The sequence below is a fragment of the Catenuloplanes japonicus genome, from assembly GCF_000717135.1.
GTDB classification, from domain to species: domain Bacteria; phylum Actinomycetota; class Actinomycetes; order Mycobacteriales; family Micromonosporaceae; genus Catenuloplanes; species Catenuloplanes japonicus.
The window spans coordinates 149,137-174,771 of sequence record NZ_JNXY01000009.1 but is presented as its reverse complement, the minus strand read 5'-3'; the positions used below and the strand labels follow the sequence as shown (position 1 = coordinate 174,771).

Genomic DNA, 25,635 nt, shown 5'->3' with positions numbered 1-25,635 from the left:
GGCCGGACCATCCGTGGAGTGAGCGGGCCCGGCCGGTACCGGGCCCGCTCACCGCGTCAGGACCGGACGAAGACCGCGACGCTGCGGGCCGGGACCGAGAACGTGCCGGTCCCGGACTCGAACGACGCGGTGCGCAACGCCGGGTCCGCCGAGTTCCGCAGCACCGGGTGGAGTGCCACCGACGCCCCGGCCAGCGACGGCACGGTCTGGGTGACCGCGTCCGGCGTCGCGTTGAAGACCACCGTGATCGACGTGTCGTCGCCGGTCAGCAGCATCGTGATCACGCCCGGCGTCTCGGCCGCGCCGGACAGCGGGAACGACAGCTGCCGCTGCACCGCCTCCGCCGTGCCGAGCGAGAACAGCGGCGACGACCGCTTGATCTCCAGCAGCTCCCGGTAGCGCGCGTCGGCCAGGCTGATCGCGTCGCAGCCCGGCACCAGCGCGGGGTCGGCCAGCAGCGGGCGCGCGTAGACCCACTTGTCCGCGTTGTCCGCCACCGGCGGCAGGCCGCGCCCGAACCCGTTGCCGGCGGCGCAGTCCCACGAGATCTGGTTGAACCAGTCGCCGGAGTTGAACGAGTTCCGGTCCAGCGACTTGGAGCGCAGCCGCTCCGAGCCCGCGGTCACGAACCCGACGCCCTGCCCGAGCACCACGGTCGAGAGCCCGAGCGTCTGCATGCGTGCCCGGTCGACCGCGGACGTGGACTGCGGCAGCTTGTAGGCGAGCGCGTCGTACAGGATCTCGTTGTCGTGCGCGTCCACATAGGTGATCGCCTCGCCCGGCTGCGCGGTGTAGCCGGTCGGCGAGCCGTTGTAGTCCACCTCCGCGCCGCTGACCGGATGCCCGGTGACCGAGGACGTGAACCGGTAGGACGCCAGGTTTCCGGACAGGCCGACCTTGATGCGGTCCTGCTGCAGCAGCAGGGAGGCGCGCTGCTGCTCCGGCGTGCCGTTGACCGCGGCGCCGTTCGGATCCGTGAACAGGCCGGACGCGAAACCCTGCACGCGCGGGTCCGCGTCGAACGGCCCGCCGCCGCGCACCGCGTCCCGCATGCGGTCGTTGAACGTGCCGACGCCGGTCCCGGCCATGTTCGCCTGGGTCGCCTGCACGAACCGCGCGTCGCCGGCCACCTCGCCGAAGTTCCAGCCCTCGCCGTACAGGTAGATGCCCTTGCCGTCGACGCCGTCGCGCTCCACCGTCAGCGTGTCGAGCGCCGCGCGTACCGCCAGGATGTTCGCCTTGGGGTGGTGGCCCATCAGGTCGAAGCGGAAACCGTCCACCTTGTACTCACGGGCCCAGGTGACCATGGAGTCGACGACGAGCTTGCCCATCATCGCGTGTTCCGGCGCGGTGTTGGAGCAGCACGTCGAGTTCGCCACGGTGCCGTCGGCCAGCAGCCGGTGGTAGTAGCCGGGCACGATCTGGTCGAGCACGGAGTGCGGGGCGACGCCGTTCGCGGCCGTGTGGTTGTAGACCACGTCCAGCACCACGCGCAGCCCGTCCCGGTTGAGCGCGGACACCATCGACCGGAACTCGGTGGTCCGCGCCGCGCCGTCCGGCCGCACGGCATAACCGCCTTCCGGCACCGTGTAGTGCAGCGGGTCGTAGCCCCAGTTGTAGCCGTCCGTCGCCGCGATCCCGGCGATGCACGCCTGCTGCTCCTCCGAGTCCGGCGGCAGCGAGGCGAGGTCGCAGGCGGGCTGCGCCTGGTCCGCACGCCGCTCCGGGATGGTGGCGAAATCGAACGCGGGCAGCAGGTGTACGTGGGTGACGCCCGCGGACGCCAGCTCACGCAGATGCGTCGCGCCGGCCGAGGACGCGGCCGTGAACGCCGCGTAGGTGCCACGTTGCGCCTCCGGCACGGTGGTGTCCGCGATGCTGAAGTCCCGTACCGACAGCTCCTGGATCTGGATCTTCGAGGCGGGCACCGCGGCCGGCTTGTCCGCCGCGAGCCGCTCCCACCCCTCCGGCGCCAGCGCCGGGTCACGCAGATCGGCCAGCTGGCTGTGCGTCGAGTTCGCGGCCAGCGCGACCGAGTAGGGGTCGGTGACGGACGCGGTCACCACGCGCTGCGCGGCCGGCTGCCACGCGGTCACCTCGAACCGGTAGTACTTCCCGGCCCACGATCGGTCCGGCGTCGCGGACCACACGCCGGTCGCATCGTCGCGCCGCATGCCGACCACCGAGGTCGGCACGCCGGTCGGCGTGGTGAAGAGCTGCAACCGCACCGTGCGCGCGGTCGGCGCCCACACCGAGACGGACGGCCGGCCGTTGACCACGACCGGCCCCAGCGTCGCGGACGTGGCCGCGGAGTAGACGTCGTCCAGCACGCCCGGGATCTGCACGGCCGTGGCCGCGAGCAGCCTGCCCGTGTGGTCGCGCTCGGTGACCAGCACCTGGCCGCGCAGCACGTCCTTCACGGCGACGCCGGACGGCAGGTCGAGCGCGCCGTACGCCCACAGGTGCGGGAACCGCTGCCGCTGCTGCTCGGTGAGCCCGTTGTGCCGCGCCGACAGCGTGGCGCTGGAATATCGGCCGGTCAGCTCGCCGTCGGCCACGCCGATCGTGCCGTCCGGCGACCAGACCAGCGCATACGCCTTACCGTCGGACGGCCGGCCCTCGCCGGACGAGGGCGTGCCCGTGCGCGCCCAGGCCACCGTGGACCGGTCGATCCACTGGGCCTCGGCCGTGGTCAGGTCGACGTCCGCGTTCACCGTGGTCGTGCTCCCCGGCAGTAGTCGTCCCGGCACGCCCGCCTGCAGCCACACCTCGTGGCCGGCCGTGGCGAAGTCGAGCCGCTGATCATCCGGCAGGTCCTTCACGTCGCCGCGATGGATTATGTAGTTGAGCCCGGCCGCGCCGGATACGAGCGGCACCTCGAACACCGCGCCGTACGCGTCCCGCCGCACCGGCTGCAGCGGCGCGTCCCACGCGGTCGGCGTCGCCGCCCCGTCCCAGACGTGCAGCCCCCACCCGTCGTAGTCGCCGGCCGGCCGTCGATAGTGGACGATCGCGGTATCCGGGTCCTGCGGCGGCGCGGGCTGCCCGGTCGCGGCCTCGCGGGTCGGATAGAGCGTGCCGTCGCCCTGCTTGACCCACACTTCGCCGGTCGCGGTCACGTCCACGGTCCGGTCCACGGCCGGGTCCTTCACGCCGGCCGGGTCCACGACCAGGAAACCGACGCTCTGCGCGCCCGGCTTGAGCTTGACCCAGGCGAACCGGCCGTAGTCGTCCTCGCCCGCGAACGGCTGCCCGTCCGGCCAGGTGGTCACGGAGGCGGGGTCGACGTCTCCCCAGGTGTAGAGCTTCCAGTCGTCGTAGTCCCCGGCGGGTCGCTGATAGTGGACGACGAGCCAGTCCCGGCTCGCGGTCTGCGGCGGCGTCTCGACGGCGGCGGTCGCGGTGGCTGAGGCGGTGCGCCCCTTGCTGTCTTGCACCACTGCCTTGTAGACGATGGACGCGCCCGCGGGCAACCCCTGCGGGTCGAAGGCGACACGGTACGGCGCCCGCGTCGCGGTGCCGGCCAGCTCCCACTGCCCGCCCGGCCGCTTCGCCGCGAACGTGACGGTCGCGGCCGGATCCCCGCCGGTTACCGTGGCCTCCACGCCCCTGTCCGTCGCGGTGAGCGTGAGGCCGGGCTTGGCGGACGGTCCCGGCACCGTCTTCGCGGCGCGGAGCGCCACGGCGGACATCGCCGGCACCGTGATGGTCACCCGCCTGTCCGCGCCCGAGGTCACCGTGCCACCGCCCCCGTAGATCGGGGCGAACCGCGTCGACGGCGAGAACGTGTCGATCGTGACCGTCTGCGCGGTCGGCGCGTTGTTGACCGCGACCAGGTGCTCGACCCGCTCGTCCGCCAGCAGTCGCGACGCCGCGAACACGCCCGGCCCGGTCGCGGCGTGCCGCGTGGTCTGTGTGCCGTCCGCCAGCGCCGGGTACCGCTCGCGCAGCGCGCCCAGCGCCGCGATGGTCCGGTAGAGCGGGTGCCGGGTGTCGTAGTTGTCGCCCGCGTGCGTACGCGTGGTCCCGATCAGGTCGTCGTCCAGGTAGTCCGCGGTCCGGCTGGCGAACATGTCCTGCCGCGCGTCCTTGTCGCCGCCGGGCCCGGTGAAGCCCTGCTCGTCCCCGGAGTAGATCACCGGCTGGCCGCGGGTGAGGAACATCAGCTCGTGCGCGAGCTGGTCAGCCTTCAGGCGGGCGGCATCCCCGGAAACCGCGGTCGCCACGAACGACCCGATCCGGCCCATGTCATGGTTGCCGAGAAACGTCGGCAGCCGCCCCGCGTCCGTGTCCCGCACGGTGTAGAGGTCGTCCGCGGCGTACACCTCGGCAAGGCCTGCGGCGGTTCCGGTGCCGGTAACGAAGCCCTGCGCCGCGGCCTGGAACGGGAAGTCCAGCGTCGCCGGCAGCCCGCCGCGCCGCACGTAGGAGGAGGTGAGCGCCGGGTCCGCGCTGTAGACCTCGCCGAACGTGAAGAAGTCCTCGCCGCCCGCCTGCTGGATGCCCTGGTTGAAGCGCGGCCAGAAGTCCATGTTCACGTGCTTGACCGTGTCCATCCGGTAGCCGTCGATGCCGACGTCCCGGATCCAGTCCGCGTAGATGTCCGTCAGGCCGTCGACCACCTCCGGCCGCTCGGTCCACAGGTCGTCCAGGCCGAAGAAGTCCCCATATTCGCTGTTCTCGCCCGCGAACGTGGAATCGCCCCGGTTGTGGTACATCGCCGGATCGTTCAGCCAGGCCGGCACCTTGACCGTGGCGTCGGACGGCGTGCGGAAGACCGGCGTGTACGGTCCCGCGTTCTTGTCCACGCGCGGGAACGGCCGGGTGCCGTCCGCGTAGTTGCGGTCCTCGAACGGCTGCCCGGTCGCGTCGACGTAGGGCGAGGTCTGCTTGGGCACGTATCCGTACTCGTTCTCCGCGTAGGCGATCACGTCCGCCGTGTGGTTGGCGATGATGTCAAGGTAGATCTTCAGACCGCGTCCATGTGCGGCCTTGACCAGCCTCTTCAGGTCATCGTTCGTGCCGAAGTGCGGATCGAGCCGGGTGAAGTCCGTGATCCAGTAGCCGTGGTAGCCCGCGCTGACGTTCTCGCCCGAGCCCTGCACCGGCTGGTTCTTAAAGACCGGTGCCAGCCAGATCGCGGTCGTGCCCAGCCCCTCGATGTAGTCCAGCCTGTCGATCACGCCCTGGACGTCGCCACCGTGGTAGAAGCCCTTGTCGGCCGGGTCGTAGCCGGTGCTCAGCCGGTCGCCGCCGAGCCCGCCGCGGTCGTTGCGCGGATTCCCGTTCGCGAACCGGTCCGGCAGCACGAAGTAGAACTGCTCCGCCTCGTGGTCGCGCTCCCGCACGCCCGCACCCTGCGCGGCCAGCACGCTGTTGGACGGTTCGGCGGCCCAGGCCACACCTCCGGTGGTGGTCCGCAACGGCGGCGACGCCGGGCCGTGCGAGGCGGCGACCGCGGCGAGCGGCAGCACGACCGTCACGGCAACGGCCGCGACCAGCTTTTTGAAGATCATCAGGGGGTACGGGAGCGCCGTGAGGCGCGGGCGACCAGAGAGGGTGGCGACCGGCCGAACACGCTCTTCGTTCGGCCGATCGGTGCCTTCGCCGGGAGTGGCGCCGAGCCGGAGGAGCGAAGCGACGACCATAGGCAGGGAATCCATCGACAGCCTTCCTGGGTATCGGTGTGGCCGCACGCTAACCCTTGCTGCAAGTCGATGCAAGACCTTGCAGATGATCCGCAACTTTTCGTCAAGACTTGCGCAAGGCGATCGCCGGGCGCAGTCGACCTTGCGAAGCAATGTCACGATCGGGTGAACCCCAGCCCAGGAGTCGCTGAATGCCCCGCAGCACCACCACGCGGCGGATCACGTTGACCGCCGCTTTTCTCGGCCTCGCCGCCGGTGGCACCGCCGCCTGCGACAGCAGCCCCGACACCTCCACGAAGAACCGCAGCGAGGATCTCTCCTACTACTGCACGGACCGCGACTACGCGATCGTCGACGAGAGCAAGTGCGACAACTCGGCCTCGTCCGGCAGCAGCAGCACCCCGTTCTTCCTCTGGGCCGGCGTCGGCGCGCGCGGGCTCCGGGTCGGCCAGAAGGTGCCGAGCGGCGGGACGAGCTTCCCGTACAACGACACGGCGGCCCGGCGCGCGGCCGGACTGCCGGAGTACGGCCGGGTCACCAACGGCACGGTGCGGACCGGCGTGGTCGGCAAGAGCGGCGCGGACAACGGATCGAGCGGCGGCTGATGCGGCGCGAGAGCATCCCGGCCCGGCCGGACTGGCGCGCGGAGAACGCCCGGCTCGGCCTGGTCTACAACGACACCGGCGCGACCTCGTACTGGCGGGAGGGCGCGCGCTACGTGTTCACCGCCGCCGAGATCGACGAGCTGGAGACCGCGGCCGCGACGCTGCACGAGATGTGCGTGGCCGCGGGTGACCACATCGTCGGCACCTGCCCGCGCCGCGACCGCACGGTCCGGGCGAACCGCTACCTCGACTCGGTCTGCACGCCGGACGTCTGCCTGCTGTCCCGGTTCGGCGTGCCCGAGTTCGCACACGCGCAGGTCATCCGGACCTGGCAGGACGGCTCGCCGGAGACCTGGACACATTGGGACAAGGATCTCGACGCGAAACACCCGCCGCAGCCCCCGGACTACTCGCCGGGCATCTACGGCAGGTTCGACGTCCGCTACGACGGCGACGGCCCGCCGAAGCTGCTGGAGTTCAACGCGCAGACGCCGACCAGCCTGCTCGAAGGCGCGATCACGCAGTGGCGCTGGCTCGAACAGACCGGTGCGCCGGATCAGTGGAACAGCCTGCACGAGGCGCTGGTCGAGGCCTGGCGGCGCAACCTGGCCGAGCTGCGCGCCGCACGCCCGTGGCTGCCGGAGAACCTGACCGTGCACTTCGCGTACGAGACCAGCGAGACCTCCGGCGAGGACCGGATGAACACCGCCTACCTGCAGGAGACGTGCCGGCAGGCCGGGTACGACACCGAGTTGATCGGCATGTCGCAGATCGGCTGGGACACCCTGGAGGACCGGATGGTGTTCGAGGGCCGGCACCTGGACGTGGTGTTCGCGCTCTACCCGTGGGAGTGGATCTGGCACGAGGAGGGCGGCCGGCCGATCTTCCGGGACCAGGCCGACCCGATGAAGCGCGGCACCGTGTGGATCGAGCCGCCGTACACGGCCGCGCTCTGGGGCAACAAAGGGCTGCTGCCGGTGCTGTGGACGCTGTTCGGCGACGATCCGGCGCGCGGACGGTACCTGCTGCCCGCGTACTTCGCGGACGAGAAGCCGGAGCACCTCACGTCGTACGCGATGAAGCCGTTGTGGGGTCGTGAGGGCGCGTCCACGCGACTGGTCCTGGACGGCGCGCCGATCGAGGACAACCCCGGGCCGTACGGTGAGGAGGGTTTCGTGGTGCAGGCTCTGGCCCCGCTGCCCGGGTTCGAGTCGGCCGACGGCGTGATGCACCCGGTCCTGGGCGTCTGGCTGGTCGACGGCGAGCCGGCCGGCATGGGCCTCCGCGAATCCGCCGGGCTGATCACGCGCAATGACTCGCACTTCGTCCCGCATGTGATCAGCGCACCGTGATCGGTGTGTCGGCGCGGTTTGCGGACCTTCCTGGCAGGAAACTCTGCAGAGGTGAGCGCCACGACTGATCTGGACACGTTGAGTGACTTCTTCGACCGCTATGGCGCCGCGCTGACCGCCGGCGACCTGTCCGGCATCGCCGGGTGCTACGCGCTGCCGGGCATGGTGGTCTCCGGCTCGTACAGCTTCACGTTCACGTCGCCGACCGCGGTGGCGCTGAGCTTCCTCGGCGCCGCGCACTCCTACCTCGAGGCGGAGCTGGTGGCCGCACACGCGCAGATCCGCGACGTGCAGCGCCTCTCGCCGGCGCTGTCGATGGTGGCGGTCGACTGGGAGTTCCTGGACAGCCACGGCGGCGCGGTCCCGGGCCAGAGCTTCCGCTACCTGCTCCGGCTGACCGCGCACGGCCCGGAGATCTGCACCGTCATCTCCACGGGCTGAGGCCTCGTCGCCCGGCCTCGTGGCAGCCTTGTATGCTGTAGCAAGACGGACGTACGGTTTGGAAGGCTTACTTAGGCCGCCCTAACCGACACGAACGGGTAACACATGCGAAAGACTGTTTGAGGACTACTCACGGTCAGCCCGTTTTCCGGAGCGCCATGCAGCCGAGCGGCGGTGGCCCCGGGGGCCGAGGGACCGCAGGGACAGCGGGAAGGAGTACGACGTGGCGAGCCTCGACACCTTCGGTGCGAAGAGCGAGCTGCGCGTCGGTGACGCGAGCTACGAGATTTTCAAGATCAACAAGGTGGCCGGCCACGACCGCCTGCCGTACAGCCTGAAGATCCTGCTGGAGAACCTGCTCCGCACGGAGGACGGCGCGAACATCACCGCCGACCACATCAACGCGCTGGGGCAGTGGGACCAGAACGCGGACCCGAGCGTGGAGATCCAGTTCACGCCCGCCCGCGTGCTGATGCAGGACTTCACCGGTGTGCCCTGCGTCGTCGACCTGGCGACCATGCGCGAGGCGGTCAAGGACCTGGGCGGCGACCCCACCAAGGTCAACCCGCTGGCCCCGGCCGAACTGGTCATCGACCACTCGGTCATCGCCGACCTGTTCGGCGGGCCGGACTCGTTCCAGCGCAACGTGGACCTGGAGTACCAGCGCAACCGCGAGCGCTACCAGTTCCTGCGCTGGGGCCAGACCGCGTTCAACGAGTTCAAGGTCGTCCCGCCGGGCACCGGCATCGTGCACCAGGTCAACATCGAGTTCCTGGCCCGCACGATCATGGAGCGCAACGGCCAGGCGTACCCGGACACGGTCGTCGGCACCGACTCGCACACCACCATGGTCAACGGCCTTGGCGTGCTGGGCTGGGGCGTCGGCGGCATCGAGGCCGAGGCCGCCATGCTCGGCCAGCCGGTCTCCATGCTCATCCCGCGCGTGGTCGGCTTCAAGCTCTCCGGTGAGGCCCCGGCCGGCACCACCGCCACCGACCTGGTGCTGACCATCACCGAGATGCTGCGCAAGCACGGCGTGGTCAGCAAGTTCGTCGAGTTCTACGGCCCCGGCGTCTCCGCGGTGCCGCTGGCGAACCGCGCCACCATCGGCAACATGTCGCCGGAGTACGGCTCGACCGTGGCGATCTTCCCGATCGACGAGCAGACGATCGACTACCTGAAGCTGACCGGCCGCACCGAGGAGCAGGTCGCGCTCGTCGAGGCGTATGCGAAGGAGCAGGGCCTCTGGCTCGACCCCGCCGCCGAGCCGGACTACTCGGAGAAGCTGGAGCTGGACCTCTCCACGATCGTCCCGTCGCTGGCCGGCCCGAAGCGCCCGCAGGACCGCGTCCCGCTGAACGCGGCGAAGTCGATGTTCCGCGACGCGCTCGGCAACTACGTCCAGCCGAACGGGCACGCGGACGAGGCCAGCGACGAGTCGTTCCCGGCCAGCGACGCCCCGGCCAACCACGTCGACGACGAGGCCGACAAGCCGCACGTCTTCAGCGCGGCCGCCGGCGCCAACGGCCGGGTCTCCAAGCCGACCCGGGTGGTCGGCGAGGACGGCACCGAGTTCGAGCTGGACCACGGCGCGGTCGTCATCGCCGCCATCACCTCCTGCACCAACACGTCGAACCCGCAGGTCATGATCGGTGCGGCGCTGCTGGCCAAGAAGGCGGTCGAGCGCGGCCTGACCCGCAAGCCGTGGGTCAAGACCACGCTGGCGCCCGGCTCCAAGGTCGTCATGGACTACTACGACCGGGCCGGCCTGACTCCGTACCTGGACAAGATCGGGTTCAACCTGGTCGGCTACGGCTGCACCACCTGCATCGGCAACTCCGGCCCGCTGCCCGAGGCGATCTCCGCCGCGGTCAACGAGGCGGACCTGACCGCCGTCAGCGTGCTCTCCGGCAACCGGAACTTCGAGGGCCGGATCAACCCGGACGTCAAGATGAACTACCTGGCGTCCCCGCCGCTCGTGGTGGCGTACGCGCTGGCCGGCTCGATGGACATCGACATCACCACCGAGCCGCTCGGCATCGGCTCGGACGGCACGCCGGTCCACCTGACCGACATCTGGCCGTCCTCGCAGGAGATCGACGCGGTCATCGCGCAGGCGATCGGCGCCGAGGGCTTCTCCGCCGCCTACCAGGACGTCTTCGCCGGCGACGAGCAGTGGCAGTCACTGCCGACGCCGACCGGCAAGACGTTCGAGTGGTCGGACGACTCCACCTACGTCCGCAAGCCCCCGTACTTCGAGGGCATGCAGGCGTCGCCGTCGCCGGTCGCCGACATCTCCGGCGCGCGCGTGCTGGCCAAGCTGGGCGACTCGGTCACCACCGACCACATCTCCCCGGCCAGCTCGATCAAGGCCGACTCCCCCGCCGGCAAGTACCTGGCCGCGCACGGTGTGCCCCGGCACGAGTTCAACTCGTACGGCTCCCGCCGCGGCAACCACGAGGTCATGATCCGTGGCACGTTCGCGAACATCCGGCTCCGCAACCAGCTGGTGCCGGGCGTCGAGGGCGGCTTCACGGTCAACCACCTGACCGGCGAGCAGACCACCATCTACGACGCCTCGACCGCCTACGCCGCCGAGAACGTGCCGCTGGTGATCCTGGCCGGCAAGGAATACGGTTCCGGCTCGTCCCGCGACTGGGCCGCCAAGGGCACCATGCTCCTCGGCGTCCGCGCCGTCATCGCCGAGTCGTACGAGCGCATCCACCGCTCGAACCTGATCGGCATGGGCGTGCTCCCGCTGCAGTTCCCGCAGGGCGAGACCGCGGAGTCGCTGAAGCTCACCGGCACCGAGACGTTCACCGTCACCGGCGTCACCGAGCTCAACAACGGCACCACGCCGCGCACGGTCAAGGTCGTCACGGACACCGGCATCGAGTTCGACGCCGTCGTCCGCATCGACACCCCCGGCGAGGCCGACTACTACCGCCACGGCGGCATCCTGCAGTACGTCCTCCGCAAGATGATCGCCGGCTGACCCGCCCGCACCGCACCTCCGACGGGCGGCCCTCCCTCTCCGGGACGGCCGCCCGTCGCCTTTCCCACAACCACATTCAAGATCCAATTCATTTTCCCACTTCGCGGTGGTTGCGGTCCGCACGCTCCCGCGGGCACCGGTCGTCGCTGGCGCTCCTCCCTTCCGCTCCCGCGCCACACCGGCTCACAACAAAAACCCGAACGCCGCACTCCCGCCGCAAGCCCGAGGGAATCGCGCGTTCCCTGTCACATCACGTGGCATCGGACCGGCCCTGGGCCCCCGCTCCGATCACTGAGCCGGCGGTAGGAAGCCACCGCGCGCGGCACAGGCCACGCCTCGGCCACAGCGAGCACAGCGGAACTCGCGTGCTCTTCCCTGCGCCGCGCGGAACCGGCTCCGACGCCGGGAGGCAAGCGGAGCGCCAGCGGAGTCTTGGCGTATGGCGAGGTTGGCCCGCGGGAGCATGCGGGCCGCAACCACGCTGGAAGCGGGAATATGAATTGGATCCTTATCTTTCCAGGTCAGGGTTGTGCGGCCCAGGGTGGTGGGTCGGTGATGCGGCGCCACCACCAGCCGGTGCCGATCGCCGGGGGCGTCGACCAGATCGGCTCGTCCAGTGGGGCGTCGCTGAGCCGGTGCAGCAGCGCGGCGCCGGCGTCGTCCCTGGTCAGGTGGCGGAAGCGGGTGTCCAGTGCCGCCAGCGCGGCGCGGGTGGGCTCGTCGAGCGCGGCGGGGTCGATGGCGTCGCGATGGGACAGCCACTGGTGGTAGAACTCGGCCGGATACCACCCGTCAGGTGGCCAGCCGGACTCGATCCGGATGATCAGATGTTCCCAGAGGGCCAGGGCGGGGATGCCGAGGCCCTCCGGCAGCCGGTGATCGTGGATCACCTCGGGGATCGGGCGCACCGGCACGTCGGGGAGCGCCGCGATCGGGCGTTCGGAGGCGGAAAAGCGCACGACACAGGGCTCGCCGTCGGCCGGCATCTCGTCGGGATCCACCCAGCGGACCCGCGTGTGGACGCCGTCCGGCAGCGCGAACCAGTAGGCGCTCGGGCGCGGCTCGACGGCCGGGTAGCAGACCGGCGTGCCCAGCGAGCGCGCGAGGATCGCGGCCGCCTCGGGCTCGGGCGGGCGGCGCACGGCGGTCTCGCCCAGCCAGACCTCCACCGCGAGCCGCAGGTGGCCGCCCATCGGCGACAGCGTGCCGAGCACCGCGACCTGCCAGTCGCGCGCGGCCGTGTCCGGGTGCGCCAGGTCGACCGAGGACGCGGGCACGCCGGCGACCTCGCCGAGCGCGGCCGCGAGCCGGTCCGGCGGCGGTGCGATCGTGCAGTACAGGTTGTAGGCGGTCATGACGCCATTGAATCCGCCGGCCCCGCGCGCGAGCACACGGGACCGGCGGCGGCGACGCTAGCTGATGTAGCCCTCTACCTGCTCCCCCGAACGGACCTCGACCGCCTCCGGGTCCTGGCCGAACTCACGGGCGGCACGGCGGCGGCGCAGCAGGTCCCAGCACTGGTCGAGCGACACCTCGACGGCACGCAAGCGCTCGTGCTCCTCGGTGGCGGTGATCTCGCCGGAGGCCAGCTGCGTGCGCAGCTTGTGCTCCTCGTCGACCAGGTCGTTGATCTGGCTCAGGATTGACGTGTCTTCCATGGGTCATTCCTACCGCAGGTTCGCTTCGGCGAGGAGGGTGGAGATCAACGGTTCCGGATCGGCCAGCTCCGAGGGGAGGCCGCGGGAGGCGAACCAGGCGGAGACCACGCGTACGTCCCGGGAGAGGAACTCGGGGCCCTGCGGGTTCGCGATCACGTCCACGATCTGCGGCAGGTCGATCAGGACCAGCCGGCCCTCGTGCACCAGCATGTTGTAGGGCGAGAGGTCGCCGTGCGCGAGCCCGGACCGGGCCAGCACGGTCAGTGCCTCCACCATCTGCCGCCACAGGTCCAGCAGCTCGTCCGGTTCGGGCCGGGCCTGTGCCAGGCGCGGTGCGGCCTGCCCGTCCGCGTCGCCGATGAACTCCAGCATCAGTTCGGTGCCGAGCAGCTGCACCGGGTACGGCACGTGGATGCCGCCCATGGTCCGGCCGATGTGCCAGAGCCGGGAGAGCGCGGCGAACTCCGCGGCCGCCCACTGCCCGGCGATCATCTGGCGGCCGAACGAGGTGCGGTTCTCCATCGCGCGCATCTCGCGGGAGCGGCGCACGCGGCGCCCTTCCAGGTAGCCGGCGTCGCGGTGGAAGAGGCGGTGGTCGGCGTCCCGGTACCGCTTCACGGCGAGCAGGACGGAACGGCCGGTCTCGGGAACCGCTCGGCGTACCAGATGGACGTCGGCTTCTTTGCCGGTTTTGAGAATGCCGAGCTCGTCGTCGACCGCGGCGTGCTCGGTGACGACCCAGTCGGGAATCGGCTCGGGGCCGTGGTCGGCCGCGTCCCAGCTGGACCACCGGTCTCCGGTGTCGGGGGCGTCGGCCTCGGCGACCGCCTGACGGCGGGGGCCGCGGAACTTCAGATCGTTGGGCTCGTCGTCGTCGAACTGACGGCGGCCACGCGGACGGGAACTATCAAGATCGTGCGATCGCACTGGAGGGTCTCCTCGACCGAGAAAAGAAAGGAAGGCATGGCGAAGCTCGTGACAGTGACAGCCATTACTCGCACCTCTTTCTTCTCTGGCCGGGCGTGTTCCCGCGCGGATCACTATTACGGACCGTCCCGCGGTCCGCAAGCTATTTACGGATAGACCATCTGACCGCCGGCCAGCACCGCGGACAGGCCCTGGATCAGGCCGCCGGCCGTGGTGGTCGGCTCGAAGCGCGACTCCATCCAGCGCCGGCCGCGGTGCAGCCACACGCTCGGCAGGCCCATCGCCGCGGCCGCGCCGATGTCCGCCTCGGGGCTGTCGCCCACGATCCAGGCGTCGCGCAGCTGCATGCGCACGCGCTCGGCCGCGAGCGTGAAGATCCGCGGGTTCGGTTTACTGACGCCGGCGGCCTCGGAGATGACCCAGTCGGCGACGTAACGGTCCAGGCCGGTGCGGCGGATGATGCTCTCCTGCCGGTACGCCGGGCCGTTGCTCACCACCACGGGCATCCAGCCCGCGTCGTCCGCGATCCGCAGCGCGCAGGCGACCAGCGGATCAAGCCGGGTGTTCTCCATCAGCCCGAGGTCCAGCTCGTCGACCAGGTCCACGGCGGAGGCGCGCAGCCGGTATCGCTCCAGCATCGCGTCGGCCAGGTCCCAGCGGGACGTCAGGCCGTCCGCATCGATGGAGACCAGCCATTCCAGGTCCTGCGGGGGCGCCCCGATCTCGTCGAGGAAGCTCGCACCCCAGGCACGGAACGCCGCCTCCCGGTCGAGGAGGGTGTTGTCGAGCGCCAGCAACATGAGGGGCACTCGCGCACACTAGTTGAGCGGTCTGGCAGCCGACCAGTCCCACCATGTAAACAACCCGTATAAAGCGCGGGCCCGGGGCGCGTCCGCCCCGGGCCCTCCCCCCTCACGCGGCCGCCGTCACCGCGGTCCACGTGCCGAGAACGGCCGCCCACCCCGGATCGGCCGTCGCGCCCGCCCAGGCGACGTATCCGTCCGGACGTACCAGCAGCGCCGGGCCCTCGTCGGTCCGCTCGGCCTGCCGGATCGCGGCCGGTGGTCGGCCGGCGCCGCGTTCCCGCACCAGCACGAAGCCGGGCGTGCGCAGCAGCTCGGCCAGGCGTGCGGTGCCGAGCGGCACGTGCGACGCGTTCGTGCCGACCAGCGGGTGGTCGCCGCGCTGCCGGCCGTACCGCAGCGTGATGCCGGAGAAGCCGCCCGCGATCCTGTCCCCGGCGCCGGTGCCGAGCAGACGGCCGGAGAGCAGGTCCCGGGCGCGGCGGGCCAGGCGGGGGTGCAGCGTGACCGCGCGCATCATCGCGCCGCTCTGCAGGATCACCCGGCGGCCGATCGGATGCCGCTCGTCGTGGTAGGTGTCCAGGATCCGGTCGTCGGCCCCGTCCAGCGCGAGATCCAGCTTCCAGGCCAGGTTGGCCGCGTCCTGGATGCCGGTGTTCATGCCCTGGCCGCCCATGGGCGAGTGGACGTGCGCGGCGTCCCCGGCGAGGAAGACACGGCCGTGGCGGTACTGCGCGATCTGGCGTTCCTCCGCATGGAAGCGGGAGCGCCAGCGGATCTCGGTCACCCCCAGGTCCCGGCCCATCGCGCGGTTCAGGACCGGGCCGATCTCGGCGTCGCCCACCTCCGCGGTGTCCGGCAGCTGGCGGTCCCGGTCCCAGGTCATGGACCGGAACCAGCCGTCGCCGTACGGCGCGAGGAACCCGAACAGGTCCGGCGTGCTGCCCAGCGTGAGCTGTCCGGCCGGGGGCGGCGCGGTCGGGCGCACGTCCGCCAGCACCACGGACGACAGCACCACCTTGCCGGGGAAGCCGATGCCGAGCAGCCCGCGGACGCTGCTGTGCGCGCCGTCCGCGGCCACGGCGTACCGGGCGCGCCAGGTCCGCAGCTCGCCGCCGTCGCCGGGCCGGGCGGCGACGGTCACGCCGTACGCGTCCTGCATCAGCTCGACCGCCTCCATCCCGCGCACCACGGTGGCGCCGTTGCGTCGCGCGTAGTCCTCGAGCGCGGCGTCCACGTGTGCCTGCGGCGTGATCAGGCCGTGCGGGAAGCGGGTCGGCAGCCGGTCCAGGCGCAGCTCCGCGTCGCTCCACAGATGCACGGCCGAGGTGGTCGCGCCGGTGGCCAGCACGGCGTCGGCCAGGCCACGCGCGTCCAGCACCTCCAGCGTGCGCGGCATCACCAGAAACGCACGGCTGCCCGGGTGCCGGGCCGGGCGGCGCTCCAGGACCACGACCCGCCGTCCGGCGCGGGCCAGGTCGCCGGCGACGGTCAGGCCGGTCGGGCCGCCGCCGATGACGATGACGTCGGCGCCGCTCATCGTGCCGGCCCGGTCGCGTCCGCGGACGTGAACCATCGGAGGATGTCGTCCGGCGTGGACTCGGGGCCGCGGTTGAAGACGAACCGCGCGTGCGGCAGCTCGGTGTGGACGAGGTTGACCAGCTCCTCGAAGAGCAGCGTGTTGCTCGCGACCAGCCGCACGCCGGCGCCGATCAGCACGGCGTCGTACCGCGTGGTGGCGATCGCCTTCCGGATCACGTCGGCTGCGGTCTCGCCGAAGTCGATCAGGATGTTGTCCACCTCGAAGCCGGCCGCGCGCAGCCGGGCCACGTTGTCGTCGTTGGCGCGGCGCAGCTTCTCCCGGTCGAGGCCCTTGAACTGCGCGAAGTCCGGCGAGGAGTAGTCGATCAGGTCGGCGTCGAGCCCGGTCTGGAGCACTCGGATGGTCATGTCGCGATACCTCCATCGGCATCTGTCGCTCAAAAACGAGACTAAGCAGTCTTGGTACGAGACGATACAGTCTTGTTATGCCCGTCACAGATCCCCGTGTCGCCCGCAGCAAGGCCACCGTGATGCGGACCGTGACCGCGCTCCTGGTGGAGGGCGGTCCGGCCGCGGTGACGATCGACGAGGTGGTCACCCGTTCGGGGGTGGCGCGCGCGACGGTCTACCGGCACTGGCCTACCCGTCGGCAGCTCGTCTTCGACGGGCTCGCGGCGCTGGTGCCGGAGCCGCCGCCCGCCCCGGCCGCGGGCCCGATCGACGAGCGGCTGCCCGCGCTGCTGCTGTCCTACGCCCGCCAGCTGACGGACGGCTCCTGGCCCGCGGTCCTCCCGGCGCTGCTCGACGGCGCGCGGCGGGACCCTGACCTCGCGGCCGCCATGCCGGGGTACGTCGCCGGGCGCCGTGCGCCGCTGACCGTGCTGCTCGGCGAGGCCATGGCGAACGGCGAGATCCCGGACACCGCCGACCTCGGCCCGGCGATGTCGGTGCTGGCCGGCCCGATCTTCTACCGGACCATGTTCAGCGCGGAGCCGGTGGACACCGCGTTCTGCCGGCAGCTCGCCGACGACTACCTGGTCGCGCTCCGTCAGCGCGCGCGGCGGTAGGTGCGGCCCGCGACCTGCACGATCACGGACTCCGCGGTACGCCGCAGCGCCGGCAGCCGCCGGGGCCGGGGCGGATGGACGCCGTCGTAGACCCAGGCGGCCTCCCGGGCGGCGAGTTCATCCGTGGCGGGGGCACCGAGGGAGCGCGCGAAGTCCCAGCCGTCCCGCAGCGACCCGTTGGTGGGCCGGCCGGCCGCCCAGGCCGCGAACTCCGGCACCCAGCGGTCACCCAGCGCGAACGCCAGCCTCGGCCAGTGCCGCGCCACGTCCCCGGCGCGCTTGCGCAGCAGCGCCTTCCGGGCCACGCCGACCAGCCGCGGGTCGAAGCCGTCCGGGATCGGTGCGCCGCCGGTCAGCGCAGCGACCAGCGCTGCCTGCTGTGCGGCGAGGTCACCCACGGGCCGGATCCGGATAACCGGCCGCGGCCGCGATCGAGGACAGCTCCGCGGCCAGTTCCGCCGCCGGTGGGTAGTCGCCGTCCCGCTCCAGCATCAGCGCCGGGGGCCGGGTCCGTGTGACCAGTTCGCCGATCAGGTCCAGCACCGGCTGCGGCGTCGCCGCCGTGTGCGTGTCATGATAAATCCCGTCATTCTCGTCGCCGCCGGCCACGTGGCAGTACGCGATCCGCTCCAACGGGAGCCGGTCCAGCAACTCCACCGGGTCGGTGCCGCGGTTGCGCGCGTTCGCGTACACGTTCGCCACGTCGAGCAGCAACAACGCGTCCGAGCGCTCCAGGATCTCGGTGATGAAGTCGGCCTCGGACAGCTCGTCGTCCGGCCAGTCGAAGATCGCCGCGATCGGCTCCAGCGCGATCGGCACGGACACGGCCGCCCGGACCCGCCGCACGTTCGCCACGACCGCGTCGACCGCCTCCCGGCTGCGCGGCAGCGGCAGCAGGTGCCCGGCCTCCACCCCGCCGGCCCGGACGAACGCGATGTGCTCGCTGACCAGCGGCGCGTCGAGAATCTCGGCCGCGGCCGCGAAGTGCTCCAGCCGATGGCCGTCGACCGGCTCGGCGCCGCCCAGCGAGAGCCGGACGCCGTGCGGCACCACGGTGACGCCGCGGTCCAGCAGCGCGGCCAGCGCGGGCGGTGGTGGCCCGGCGTGCGGCATCGACTCCGCGACCACCTCCACGAACCTCAACCCGGGCAGGCCGGCGACGAACCCGGCGATCTCCGGGCGCCACCCGATGCCGACGCCGTAGAACGTCATCCGCCGCAGCCTCCGCCGCCACCGCACGAGCTGCCGCCGCCGCAGGAACTGCCGCTGCTGCACGAGCTGCCGCTGCTGCTGTCCGAGCCGGACCAGGACGAGGTGCCCGAATCACTGGACCACCCGCTGCCACCGGCGGACGCCGACGCCTGGCGCTGGATCTCCGCCTCGGCGGCGAAGCCGGGGTCGAACGCGTAGAACGACGCGGTGCCCCAGAGCGCGACGCCCATCGCCACGCCGGTGGTGCCGTACGTGGCCCACGCGGGTGACTGGGACGGCGAGAGGTACTGGTAGCGGGTGCGCAGCCCGGCGATCGCCCGCTTGCCGGCCCGGGTCATCCAGGGCTTCCGGCCGCGCAGGATCAGCGTGACGACGCCGAGGATCAGCAGGACGAAGAGCAGGTTCATGATCGGCTTGCCACCGAGCAGCCCGAACGCAGCGCGTGCGACGCCGAGCACGAACAGCGCGGTGAGCAGCAGCGTCGTGTTGCGGTAGGCGCGGCGGTCGTCCTCGCTGAGCGCCAGGCCGAGCCGTTCGAGGTCGGATCGCAGCACGTCGAGCGCGCTGCGCACCTGGGTGTCGTTCCGCGCGGCCCGCACCGAGCCGTGCAGCTGCAGCGCCCGGTAGACGGCCGTGTCCAGCGGCGGCACACCGTGCGGCAGCGCGGCGATCGGCACGGTCTTCCGGTCCGGACCGGTGCCGATCAGCCCGGCGCTGCGCAGCGCCGCGACCGCGGAGTAGACGGCCTGGTCGGGGCCGCCGGTCAGGTAGGCGGCCTGTTGCGCGGTCAGCTGGTCCGCGCCCGGGACGGTCTTGCCGCCCGCCATCGAGTGACGGCGGACCAGAACGATGACGAGGGCGACGGCGATCGCCCCGAGGTACAGCGCGAGGAAGGTCGGACCCGGGATCCCCCAGGTGTCGCCCGATGCCGAAAGCGCGTTCATGCCGTCATTGTGCTGCACGAACGCCAGCCGGTGATCTCCCCGTTTCGGGCCGGAACACCGCTACGGGTGGCGGACCGCTTCCTCCACCACGTCCAGCACGCGGCTCAGCGACCCCGCCGGCCGTCCCATCGCCAGGTGCAGCACCAGCCCGTCGTAGGCCAGCTCCAGGAACTCGGCCAGCACGTCCAGCGGCACGTCGTCGCGCAGCTTCCCGGCCTCGCGCAGCCGGCCGAGGCGCTCGCGGGTGGCCTCCTCGATCGCGGCCTGCCGCTGCGCCCACCGGGACGCGAAGTCCGGATCCGTGCGCAGCCGCCGCGAGACCTCCAGCTGGCTGCCGAGCCAGCCGGCCGTGTCCGGTGAGGCCGCGCGCGCCAGCAGATCGCGCATGACCTGCACGAGCCCGTTCTCCGCGACCGTGCTGACCATGGCCGCGGCGTCGTCCTCCGCCACCGCGAGGAACAGCGAGTCCTTGTCGCGGAAATGGTGGAAGATCGCGCCACGGGACAGCCCGGTGGCCTCCTCCAGGCGACGGACGGTGGCACCCTCGTAGCCGTGCCGGGCGAAGCACGCACGCGCGGCCGAGAGAATCTCCTGGCGGCGGGCGTCGAGCTGATCCTGGCTTACCCTGGGCACGTGATCGATCGTGTCACGCAGCGCAGTAATTTTGCAATCCGTACGTACGGCTTGTAACTCCGTCGTGCGTAGGATGTTCTGATGGACCTCGGACTTGACGGTCGCGTCTACGTGCTCACCGGCGCGTCCCGCGGGCTCGGTTTCGCCACCGCTGCCGCGCTCGTCGCGGACGGTGCCCGGGTGGTCGTCTCCGCCCGCGACGCGGACACGGTCAAGAACGCGGTCGAGCGCCTGGGCCCGCTCGCGCACGGCCTGGCCGCGGACCTCGGCGACCCGGGCGCGGCACAGACCCTGGTCGACGCCGCCACCACGCGCTTCGGCCGGATCGACGGCGCGCTGCTCTCCGTCGGCGGCCCGCGGCCCGGCACGTCACTGGAGATCACGGACGAGCAGTGGCGGCAGTCGTTCGAGACCATCTTCGTGGGCGCGGTGCGCGCGGCCCGTACGGTGGCGGCGGCTCTGGGCGAGGGCGGCGCGATCGCGTTCGTGGCGTCCAGCTCCGTCAAGACGCCGATCAAGGGGCTCGGCCTCTCCAACGGCCTGCGCCCCGGCCTCGCCATGGTCGCCAAGGAGATGGCGGACGAGCTGGGCCCGCGCGGCATCCGCGTGCTGAGCCTGCTGCCCGGCCGCTTCCTCACCGACCGGCTCCGCGGCCTGTTCGACTCCGCCGACGACCCGGCCCGCGAGGAGGCCGACTCCGCGAAGAACATCCCGCTGCGCCGCATCGGCAAACCGGAGGAGTTCGGCCGCGCGGCCGCGTTCGCGCTCTCCCCCGCGGCCGGCTTCATGACCGGGATCGCGCTGCCGATCGACGGCGGCGCCACCCGTACCCTCTGATGGGATTCTGATGGGTTTCACCCCGGCGGAGCTGCAGGCCGCGTCCGGCAACGTCCTGTCCGACGTGATCGCGCCCGGCCTCGACGTGCTCTTCTGCGGCATCAACCCGGGCCTGTACTCCGCCGCGACCGGACACCACTTCGCGCGGCCCGGCAACCGATTCTGGCCGGCCCTGCACGGCTCCGGTTTCACGCCGCGGCAACTGAGACCCTCAGATCAAGATCTGCTTCCGGGGTACGGGCTGGGGATCACGAACCTCGCGCCGCGCGCCTCGGCACGGGCGGACGAGCTGACCCCGGACGAACTCGCGGCCGGCGCGGCGGCCCTCACCGAGCGCGTCGTCACGTTCGCCCCGGTCTGGCTGGCCGTGCTCGGTATCGGCGCGTACCGCACCGCCTTCGCCCGCCCGAAGGCCACGATCGGCCCGCAGCCGGAGCGGATCGGCGGCACCGGCGTCTGGATCCTGCCGAACCCGAGCGGCCTCAACGCGTCCTACCAGCTGCCGCGCCTGATCGAGGAGTTCGGGCGGCTCCGGGCGCGACTATGAGGGAACTCTGAGGCCGGGGCGCGCAGGCCGGCCCAGTGCTGTCCGATGGGTCAGGTGTCACGCCGCACGTTCTTCGCAGAGGAGCCATCCCATGTCCGTCGGTCCGGTGTCGTCGTCCTCTTCCTCGTCGGAGCTGACCAGCGCCCGCGCGCAACTGCAGAAGGATCAGCAGCAGCTGGCGGCCGACAGGGCCGCGAAGGCCGACGAGAAGACGATCGCGGCCGACAAGGCCGCGGTCGCGAAGGACCAGCAGCAGATCGCGCAGCTGCAGCAGGGCTCGGCCTCCGCGGTGGTGGCCACCGCGCTCTCCACCGGGCGCCTCGACACCTACGCCTGACCGAAAACTCAGGCCGGGACTCAGTCAGGCCGGGGCGAACTGCGTCCGGTACAGATCCGCGTACAAGCCGCCCCCGGCCAGCAGCGACTCGTGCGTGCCGCGCTCGACGATCCGGCCGTGGTCCATCACCAGGATCTGGTCCGCCGCCCGGATCGTCGACAGCCGGTGCGCGATGACCAGCGCGGTCCGCCCGGCCAGCGCCTCGGTCAGCGCCGCCTGCACCGCCGCCTCGCTCTCCGAGTCCAGGTGCGCGGTCGCCTCGTCCAGCAGCACCACGGCCGGCGCCTTCAGCAGCAACCGGGCGATCGCGATCCGCTGCTTCTCCCCACCGGAGAACCGGTAGCCGCGCTCCCCCACCACCGTGTCCAGCCCGTCCGGCAGCGCCCGCACCACGTCGCCGACGCGCGCCGCCTCCAGCGCGGCCCACAGCTCGTCGTCGGTGGCGGCCGGGCGCGCGTACCGCAGGTTCTCCGCGATCGACTCGTGGAACAGGTGCGCGTCCTGCGTGACCACGCCGACCGTGTCCCGCAGCGAGGTCAGCCGGGCGTCGCGCACGTCCGTCCCGCCGATCGTGATCGCGCCGCCGGTCACGTCGTACACGCGGGACAACAGCATCGCCGTCGTCGACTTGCCCGCGCCGGACGGCCCGACCAGCGCCACCAGACTGCCGGGCTCGACGGTGAACGACACGCCGCGCAGCACCGGCGCGGACTCGGTCCGGTCCAGCGCCGCCACGTCCTCCAGCGAGGCCAGCGACGTCTCCGCCGCCGTCGGGTACCGGAACGACACGTCCTCGAAGACCACGCGCGCATCGTCCCGGTCCAGGTCGCGCGCGTCCGCGCGCTCCGCGATCGCCGGCCGCAGGTCCAGGATTTCGAACACACGTTCGAAACTCACCAGCGCGCTCATCACGTCGACCCGGACGTTCGACAGCGCGGTCAGCGGGCCGTACAGCCTGGTCAGCAGCAGTGCCAGCGTCACCACGGTGCCGGCGCTGACCGCGCCGTTGACCGCCAGCCAGCCGCCCAGCCCGTAGGTGAGCGCCTGCGCCAGCGACGCCACCAGCAGCATCGCCACGAAGAACGTCCGGGAGTAGATCGCCTGCCGGACCCCGATGTCCCGCACCCGCCGCGCCCTGGCCTCGAACTTCCGCGCCTCCTCGGCCGGCTCGCCGAACAGCTTGACGAGCAGCGCGCCGGAGACCCCGAACCGCTCGACCATCGTCGCCTGCATGGAGGCGCTCAACGCGTACGACTCCCGGGTGATCTCCGCGAGCCGCCGCCCGACGCGCCGCGCCGGAACGATGAAGATCGGCAGCATGACCAGGGAGATCAGCGTGATCTGCCAGGAGAGCGTGAACATGACGCCCGCGGTGAGGGCGAGCTGGATCGCGTTGCTCACCACGCCGGACAGCGTGGAGGTGAAGGCCTGCTGGGCGCCGATCACGTCATTGTTCAGACGACTGACGAGCGCGCCGGTCTGGGTCCGCGTGAAGAACGCGAGCGGCTGCCGCTGGACGTGGTCGAAGACGCGCGTCCGCAGGTCCAGGATGATCGACTCACCGACGCGGGCGGAGTACCAGCGCTGACCGAGCGACAGCAGCGAGTCCGCGATCGCGATACCGGCGATCGCGAGCGCGATCGTGACGATGGTGCGGGCGGCGGCGGGCGTGCCCTTCGTGATCTCGTTGACGACGTCGCCGGCCAGGATCGGGGTGGCGACGCCGAGGACCGCGGAGATCACGACCGCGATCAAGAAGATCGAGATATCCCGGCGGTACGGGGTGGCGAACGTCAGCACACGCCGGGTGATCTTCCAGTCGACCGTGCGCCCGGCCAGCTTCTTCTCGTTGTCGAGCGAGCGAAGGGTCGACCAGCCACCCATGCTCCCGGGCCCACCCGGCATTCCCCGCATGTTGTTCATCAGGGCGTCGAGCTTAGCCCGTGCCTGGTGGCCGGGTCCCCGCTCGGCCCTGGCAGGGCGAGGTTCTCGCGAGGCTCGGCGCCGACCGGCAAGGGTCGCCGCTCTCGCTTCGGCTGCTCCCGCTCGCCACAGGCGGACCCGCTCGCGCCGGCCATTCGCTGCGCCCAGCTTTCCTCCCCTTGCTGAGCTCTCGGCATCAGGTGAGGACACCGCGAACTTCCAGGCCACTATTTCACGAAATTTCGGGCAAGGAGTGCCCACTTGATCGCGACGAATCCGGACCTCGACGCCGAACGGCCGGTGACCGCTCCACTCTCCCGCACCCGGGAAACGGTCGGTGACCGCTCCACCCTCCCGCACCCCGGGAACCCGCTTCCAACATCCGAGACTCAAGATCCTTGCGTCTCTGGTGGCCCTTATTCCGGGCGAGAAAGGGCCACCAGAGACGCAAGGATCTTGCTCCACCCCTCCAGACTCCCGCCCAGACCGAAATCAAGATCCTTCCGACTTTCATGGCTACCACCGGCCGGTCAACCTGCCATGAAAGTCGGAAGGATCTTGACCCGCCCTGCACCCCGCCCGCGGGTGGGTGTTTTGTCTTTTTGCGTGAGCAGCCACAGTGGTGACCGCCTGGCTGCCCCGTTTGCCATCGACCCGCCCGCAGGGGTGCAGATCATCGGCAGGGCATCAGCGAGAAGCGCCCGCCCACACGCGAGAACCGGCCTACCGCCGCGCGACAGACCAAAGCTGGCGGCCCTGCCGATGATCTGCTCGGCTTGTCCCGGATCGATGGCAAACGGGGCAGCCAGGCCGCACGAAACCCAACCACCCACGGGAATCGCCAGCGCAGCTGCAAAGTCTTGTCCCCTGCCCCGGAGCCGGAGCGCTCCCGCCGGAGGCCCGCCGGAGGCAAACAGCCACCAGCCCACCCAGCGCAACCAATAACACGAAATATCGGGCGCGCAGCGCCCGCGACGAGTTCTCCCGCGCAGCGCAGGCAGCGCAGGCAGCGCGGCACAGGCAGCGCAGCGCGGCACAGGCACAGGCAGCGCAGCACGCGGCGCGGCTCAGGCACAGGAAACGCAGCACACGCGGCGCGGCGCAGCACACGCGCCGCGCAGCGCGCGGTTAGAAGAGGGACTTGAGGCGGCGGACCTGGGACTCGCGTTCGGCGCGGTCGGCGTCGGGGTAGGAGCGGTCGGCGGCGCCGGAGAGCAGGGCCTTGATCTCGATGACGGCGTCGCGGTTGCTGGACAGGACGGCGGCGGCGAGGTCGCGGGCGGCGGAGGTCAGGTCGGCCGCGGGGACGACGAGGTTGGCCAGGCCCAGGGTGGCCGCCTCGGAGGCGGGGACGCGGCGGCCGGTCACGCAGAGCTCCAGGGCGCGGGCGTAGCCGATGAGTTCGACGAGGCGTTTGGTGCCGCCGAGGTCGGGGACGAGGCCGAGGGTCACCTCGGCCATGGTCAGTTTGGCGTCATCAGCAAGGATTCGCAGATCGCAGTTCAGCGCGAGCTGGAAGCCGGCGCCGATGGCGTGGCCCTGGACGGCGGCGATCGTGATGAGGTCGGGGCGGCGAAGCCAGGTGAAGGCGTCCTGGAAGAAGGCGATGCGGGTGGCGGCCTCGTCGTCGGGCAGGGCGGCGAGGTCGGTGAAGTCGGTGCCGGTGAGCACGGCGCGGTCCAGGCCGGCGGAGAATGCGCGGCCCTCGCCTTGCACGAGAACGACCCGCACGTCACCCGTGAGTTCGCGGGAAAAATTGCGAAGCGTCCGCCACATATCGGGAGTCTGTGCATTGAGCACGTCGGGCCGGCACAACGTCACCGTCGCCACCGGCCCGTCGCATTCAAGCCGCACGCCACTATCTGAATTCATCGGGGGGATCCCGGACGCGCGTACTGTTTGCCGGCGATTGCTGGCCTCACGCCTTCTTGCGACGGCGGGCACCGCCACGCTGGCGCAGTTGAACGCCGCTTTCGGTCAGAACACGGTGCACGAAACCGTAGGAACGGCCGGTCGAGGCCGCCAAGGCGCGGATGCTTTCCCCCGAGGTATACCGCTTTACGAGGTCCTTGGCGAGCGTCTGCCGCTCCGCCCCAACAATTCGGCGACCTTTCTCAGTGCTGGTGGCTGTGCCAGTGGCTGCCATGTTGAATCCTCACGTCCC

General features: G+C 71.3%; 21 protein-coding genes and 1 pseudogene. 8 read left to right on the top strand and 14 right to left on the bottom strand.

The window, feature by feature from the left end; all coding sequences use genetic code 11:
• Positions 1-56: 56 nt before the first annotated feature.
• Positions 57-5,516: a pullulanase-type alpha-1,6-glucosidase gene (pulA, locus tag OP04_RS15705; protein ID WP_033340650.1), complete on the bottom strand. Its 5,460-nt coding sequence runs from the start codon at positions 5,514-5,516 to the stop codon at positions 57-59.
• A gap of 323 nt (positions 5,517-5,839) precedes the next feature.
• Between pulA and OP04_RS15700 the strand changes: the two genes are divergently transcribed.
• From OP04_RS15700 to acnA, 4 genes are all read left to right on the top strand, one after another.
• Complete coding sequence (locus OP04_RS15700; RefSeq protein WP_033340405.1) at positions 5,840-6,253, top strand: hypothetical protein; 414 nt, start codon at positions 5,840-5,842, stop codon at positions 6,251-6,253.
• On the top strand, positions 6,253-7,605 hold the full coding sequence (locus OP04_RS15695; RefSeq protein WP_033340404.1) for a glutathionylspermidine synthase family protein: 1,353 nt from the start codon (positions 6,253-6,255) through the stop codon (positions 7,603-7,605). Before OP04_RS15700 ends, OP04_RS15695 begins: the two co-directional genes overlap by 1 nt.
• Positions 7,606-7,656: 51 nt before the next feature.
• Positions 7,657-8,046: a hypothetical protein gene (locus OP04_RS15690; RefSeq protein ID WP_033340403.1), complete on the top strand. Its 390-nt coding sequence runs from the start codon at positions 7,657-7,659 to the stop codon at positions 8,044-8,046.
• A gap of 223 nt (positions 8,047-8,269) precedes the next feature.
• On the top strand, positions 8,270-11,041 hold the full coding sequence (gene acnA / locus OP04_RS15685) for an aconitate hydratase AcnA (protein ID WP_033340402.1): 2,772 nt from the start codon (positions 8,270-8,272) through the stop codon (positions 11,039-11,041).
• A gap of 521 nt (positions 11,042-11,562) precedes the next feature.
• Here acnA and OP04_RS49675 read toward each other — a convergent pair.
• The 6 genes from OP04_RS49675 to OP04_RS15655 all read right to left on the bottom strand — a co-directional run bounded on the left by OP04_RS49675 (position 11,563) and on the right by OP04_RS15655 (position 16,379).
• Positions 11,563-12,396 carry a hypothetical protein gene (locus OP04_RS49675; protein WP_051797977.1) on the bottom strand — a complete coding sequence of 278 codons (834 nt, stop codon included), beginning with the start codon at positions 12,394-12,396 and terminating at the stop codon, positions 11,563-11,565.
• A 57-nt stretch (positions 12,397-12,453) separates the two neighbouring features.
• Positions 12,454-12,699, bottom strand: a complete 246-nt coding sequence (locus OP04_RS15675) for a DUF2630 family protein (protein ID WP_033340401.1) — start codon at positions 12,697-12,699, stop codon at positions 12,454-12,456.
• Positions 12,700-12,708: 9 nt separating this feature from the next.
• Complete coding sequence (locus OP04_RS15670; RefSeq protein WP_033340400.1) at positions 12,709-13,626, bottom strand: serine protein kinase RIO; 918 nt, start codon at positions 13,624-13,626, stop codon at positions 12,709-12,711.
• 146 nt (positions 13,627-13,772) lie between these two features.
• Positions 13,773-14,435 (bottom strand): HAD family hydrolase, encoded by a 663-nt coding sequence (locus OP04_RS15665; protein WP_033340399.1) that lies wholly within the window; start codon positions 14,433-14,435, stop codon positions 13,773-13,775.
• Positions 14,436-14,538: 103 nt separating this feature from the next.
• On the bottom strand, positions 14,539-16,005 hold the full coding sequence (locus tag OP04_RS15660) for an FAD-dependent oxidoreductase (RefSeq protein WP_232323604.1): 1,467 nt from the start codon (positions 16,003-16,005) through the stop codon (positions 14,539-14,541).
• Positions 15,966-16,379: a hypothetical protein gene (locus OP04_RS15655; protein ID WP_033340398.1), complete on the bottom strand. Its 414-nt coding sequence runs from the start codon at positions 16,377-16,379 to the stop codon at positions 15,966-15,968. The genes OP04_RS15660 and OP04_RS15655 overlap by 40 nt, the downstream gene beginning before the upstream one ends.
• A 77-nt stretch (positions 16,380-16,456) precedes the next feature.
• On the opposite strand from OP04_RS15655, the gene OP04_RS49670 reads away from it, so the two are divergent.
• Positions 16,457-17,038, top strand: coding sequence for a TetR/AcrR family transcriptional regulator (locus OP04_RS49670; protein ID WP_051797975.1), 582 nt, complete (start codon positions 16,457-16,459; stop codon positions 17,036-17,038).
• Here the strand turns inward: OP04_RS49670 and OP04_RS15645 are convergent.
• From OP04_RS15645 to OP04_RS15630, 4 genes are read right to left on the bottom strand one after another with little or no spacing between them, the layout of a single operon-like run.
• Entirely contained in the window at positions 17,020-17,436 is a 417-nt protein-coding gene (locus OP04_RS15645) for a hypothetical protein (protein ID WP_033340397.1), read from the bottom strand. The genes OP04_RS49670 and OP04_RS15645 overlap by 19 nt on opposite strands.
• Positions 17,429-18,250, bottom strand: a complete 822-nt coding sequence (locus OP04_RS15640) for a DUF692 domain-containing protein (protein WP_033340646.1) — start codon at positions 18,248-18,250, stop codon at positions 17,429-17,431. The genes OP04_RS15645 and OP04_RS15640 overlap by 8 nt, the downstream gene beginning before the upstream one ends.
• Positions 18,247-19,194: a TIGR04222 domain-containing membrane protein gene (locus tag OP04_RS15635; protein WP_033340396.1), complete on the bottom strand. Its 948-nt coding sequence runs from the start codon at positions 19,192-19,194 to the stop codon at positions 18,247-18,249. Before OP04_RS15635 ends, OP04_RS15640 begins: the two co-directional genes overlap by 4 nt.
• 60 nt (positions 19,195-19,254) lie before the next feature.
• Positions 19,255-19,827 carry a TetR/AcrR family transcriptional regulator gene (locus OP04_RS15630; RefSeq protein WP_033340395.1) on the bottom strand — a complete coding sequence of 191 codons (573 nt, stop codon included), beginning with the start codon at positions 19,825-19,827 and terminating at the stop codon, positions 19,255-19,257.
• 81 nt (positions 19,828-19,908) lie between these two features.
• On the opposite strand from OP04_RS15630, the gene OP04_RS15625 reads away from it, so the two are divergent.
• The 3 genes from OP04_RS15625 to OP04_RS15615 all read left to right on the top strand — a co-directional run bounded on the left by OP04_RS15625 (position 19,909) and on the right by OP04_RS15615 (position 21,548).
• A complete protein-coding gene (locus tag OP04_RS15625) occupies positions 19,909-20,664 on the top strand; it encodes an SDR family oxidoreductase (RefSeq protein ID WP_033340394.1) in 756 nt (251 codons plus the stop codon).
• A gap of 10 nt (positions 20,665-20,674) precedes the next feature.
• The gene (gene mug, locus OP04_RS15620; protein WP_033340393.1) at positions 20,675-21,211 is read left to right on the top strand and encodes a G/U mismatch-specific DNA glycosylase; all 537 of its coding nucleotides are present in this window, start codon (positions 20,675-20,677) and stop codon (positions 21,209-21,211) included.
• 91 nt (positions 21,212-21,302) lie between these two features.
• The gene (locus OP04_RS15615) at positions 21,303-21,548 is read left to right on the top strand and encodes a hypothetical protein (RefSeq protein WP_033340392.1); all 246 of its coding nucleotides are present in this window, start codon (positions 21,303-21,305) and stop codon (positions 21,546-21,548) included.
• 33 nt (positions 21,549-21,581) lie between these two features.
• Here the strand turns inward: OP04_RS15615 and OP04_RS15610 are convergent.
• From OP04_RS15610 to OP04_RS51775, 3 genes and pseudogenes are all read right to left on the bottom strand, one after another.
• Positions 21,582-23,432: pseudogene (locus OP04_RS15610) on the bottom strand (ABC transporter ATP-binding protein); the annotation flags it as partial.
• A gap of 1,167 nt (positions 23,433-24,599) precedes the next feature.
• Positions 24,600-25,343 (bottom strand): enoyl-CoA hydratase/isomerase family protein, encoded by a 744-nt coding sequence (locus OP04_RS15605; protein WP_033340391.1) that lies wholly within the window; start codon positions 25,341-25,343, stop codon positions 24,600-24,602.
• 46 nt (positions 25,344-25,389) lie between these two features.
• Positions 25,390-25,617, bottom strand: a complete 228-nt coding sequence (locus OP04_RS51775) for a helix-turn-helix domain-containing protein (protein WP_085066491.1) — start codon at positions 25,615-25,617, stop codon at positions 25,390-25,392.
• Positions 25,618-25,635 lie beyond the last annotated feature (18 nt).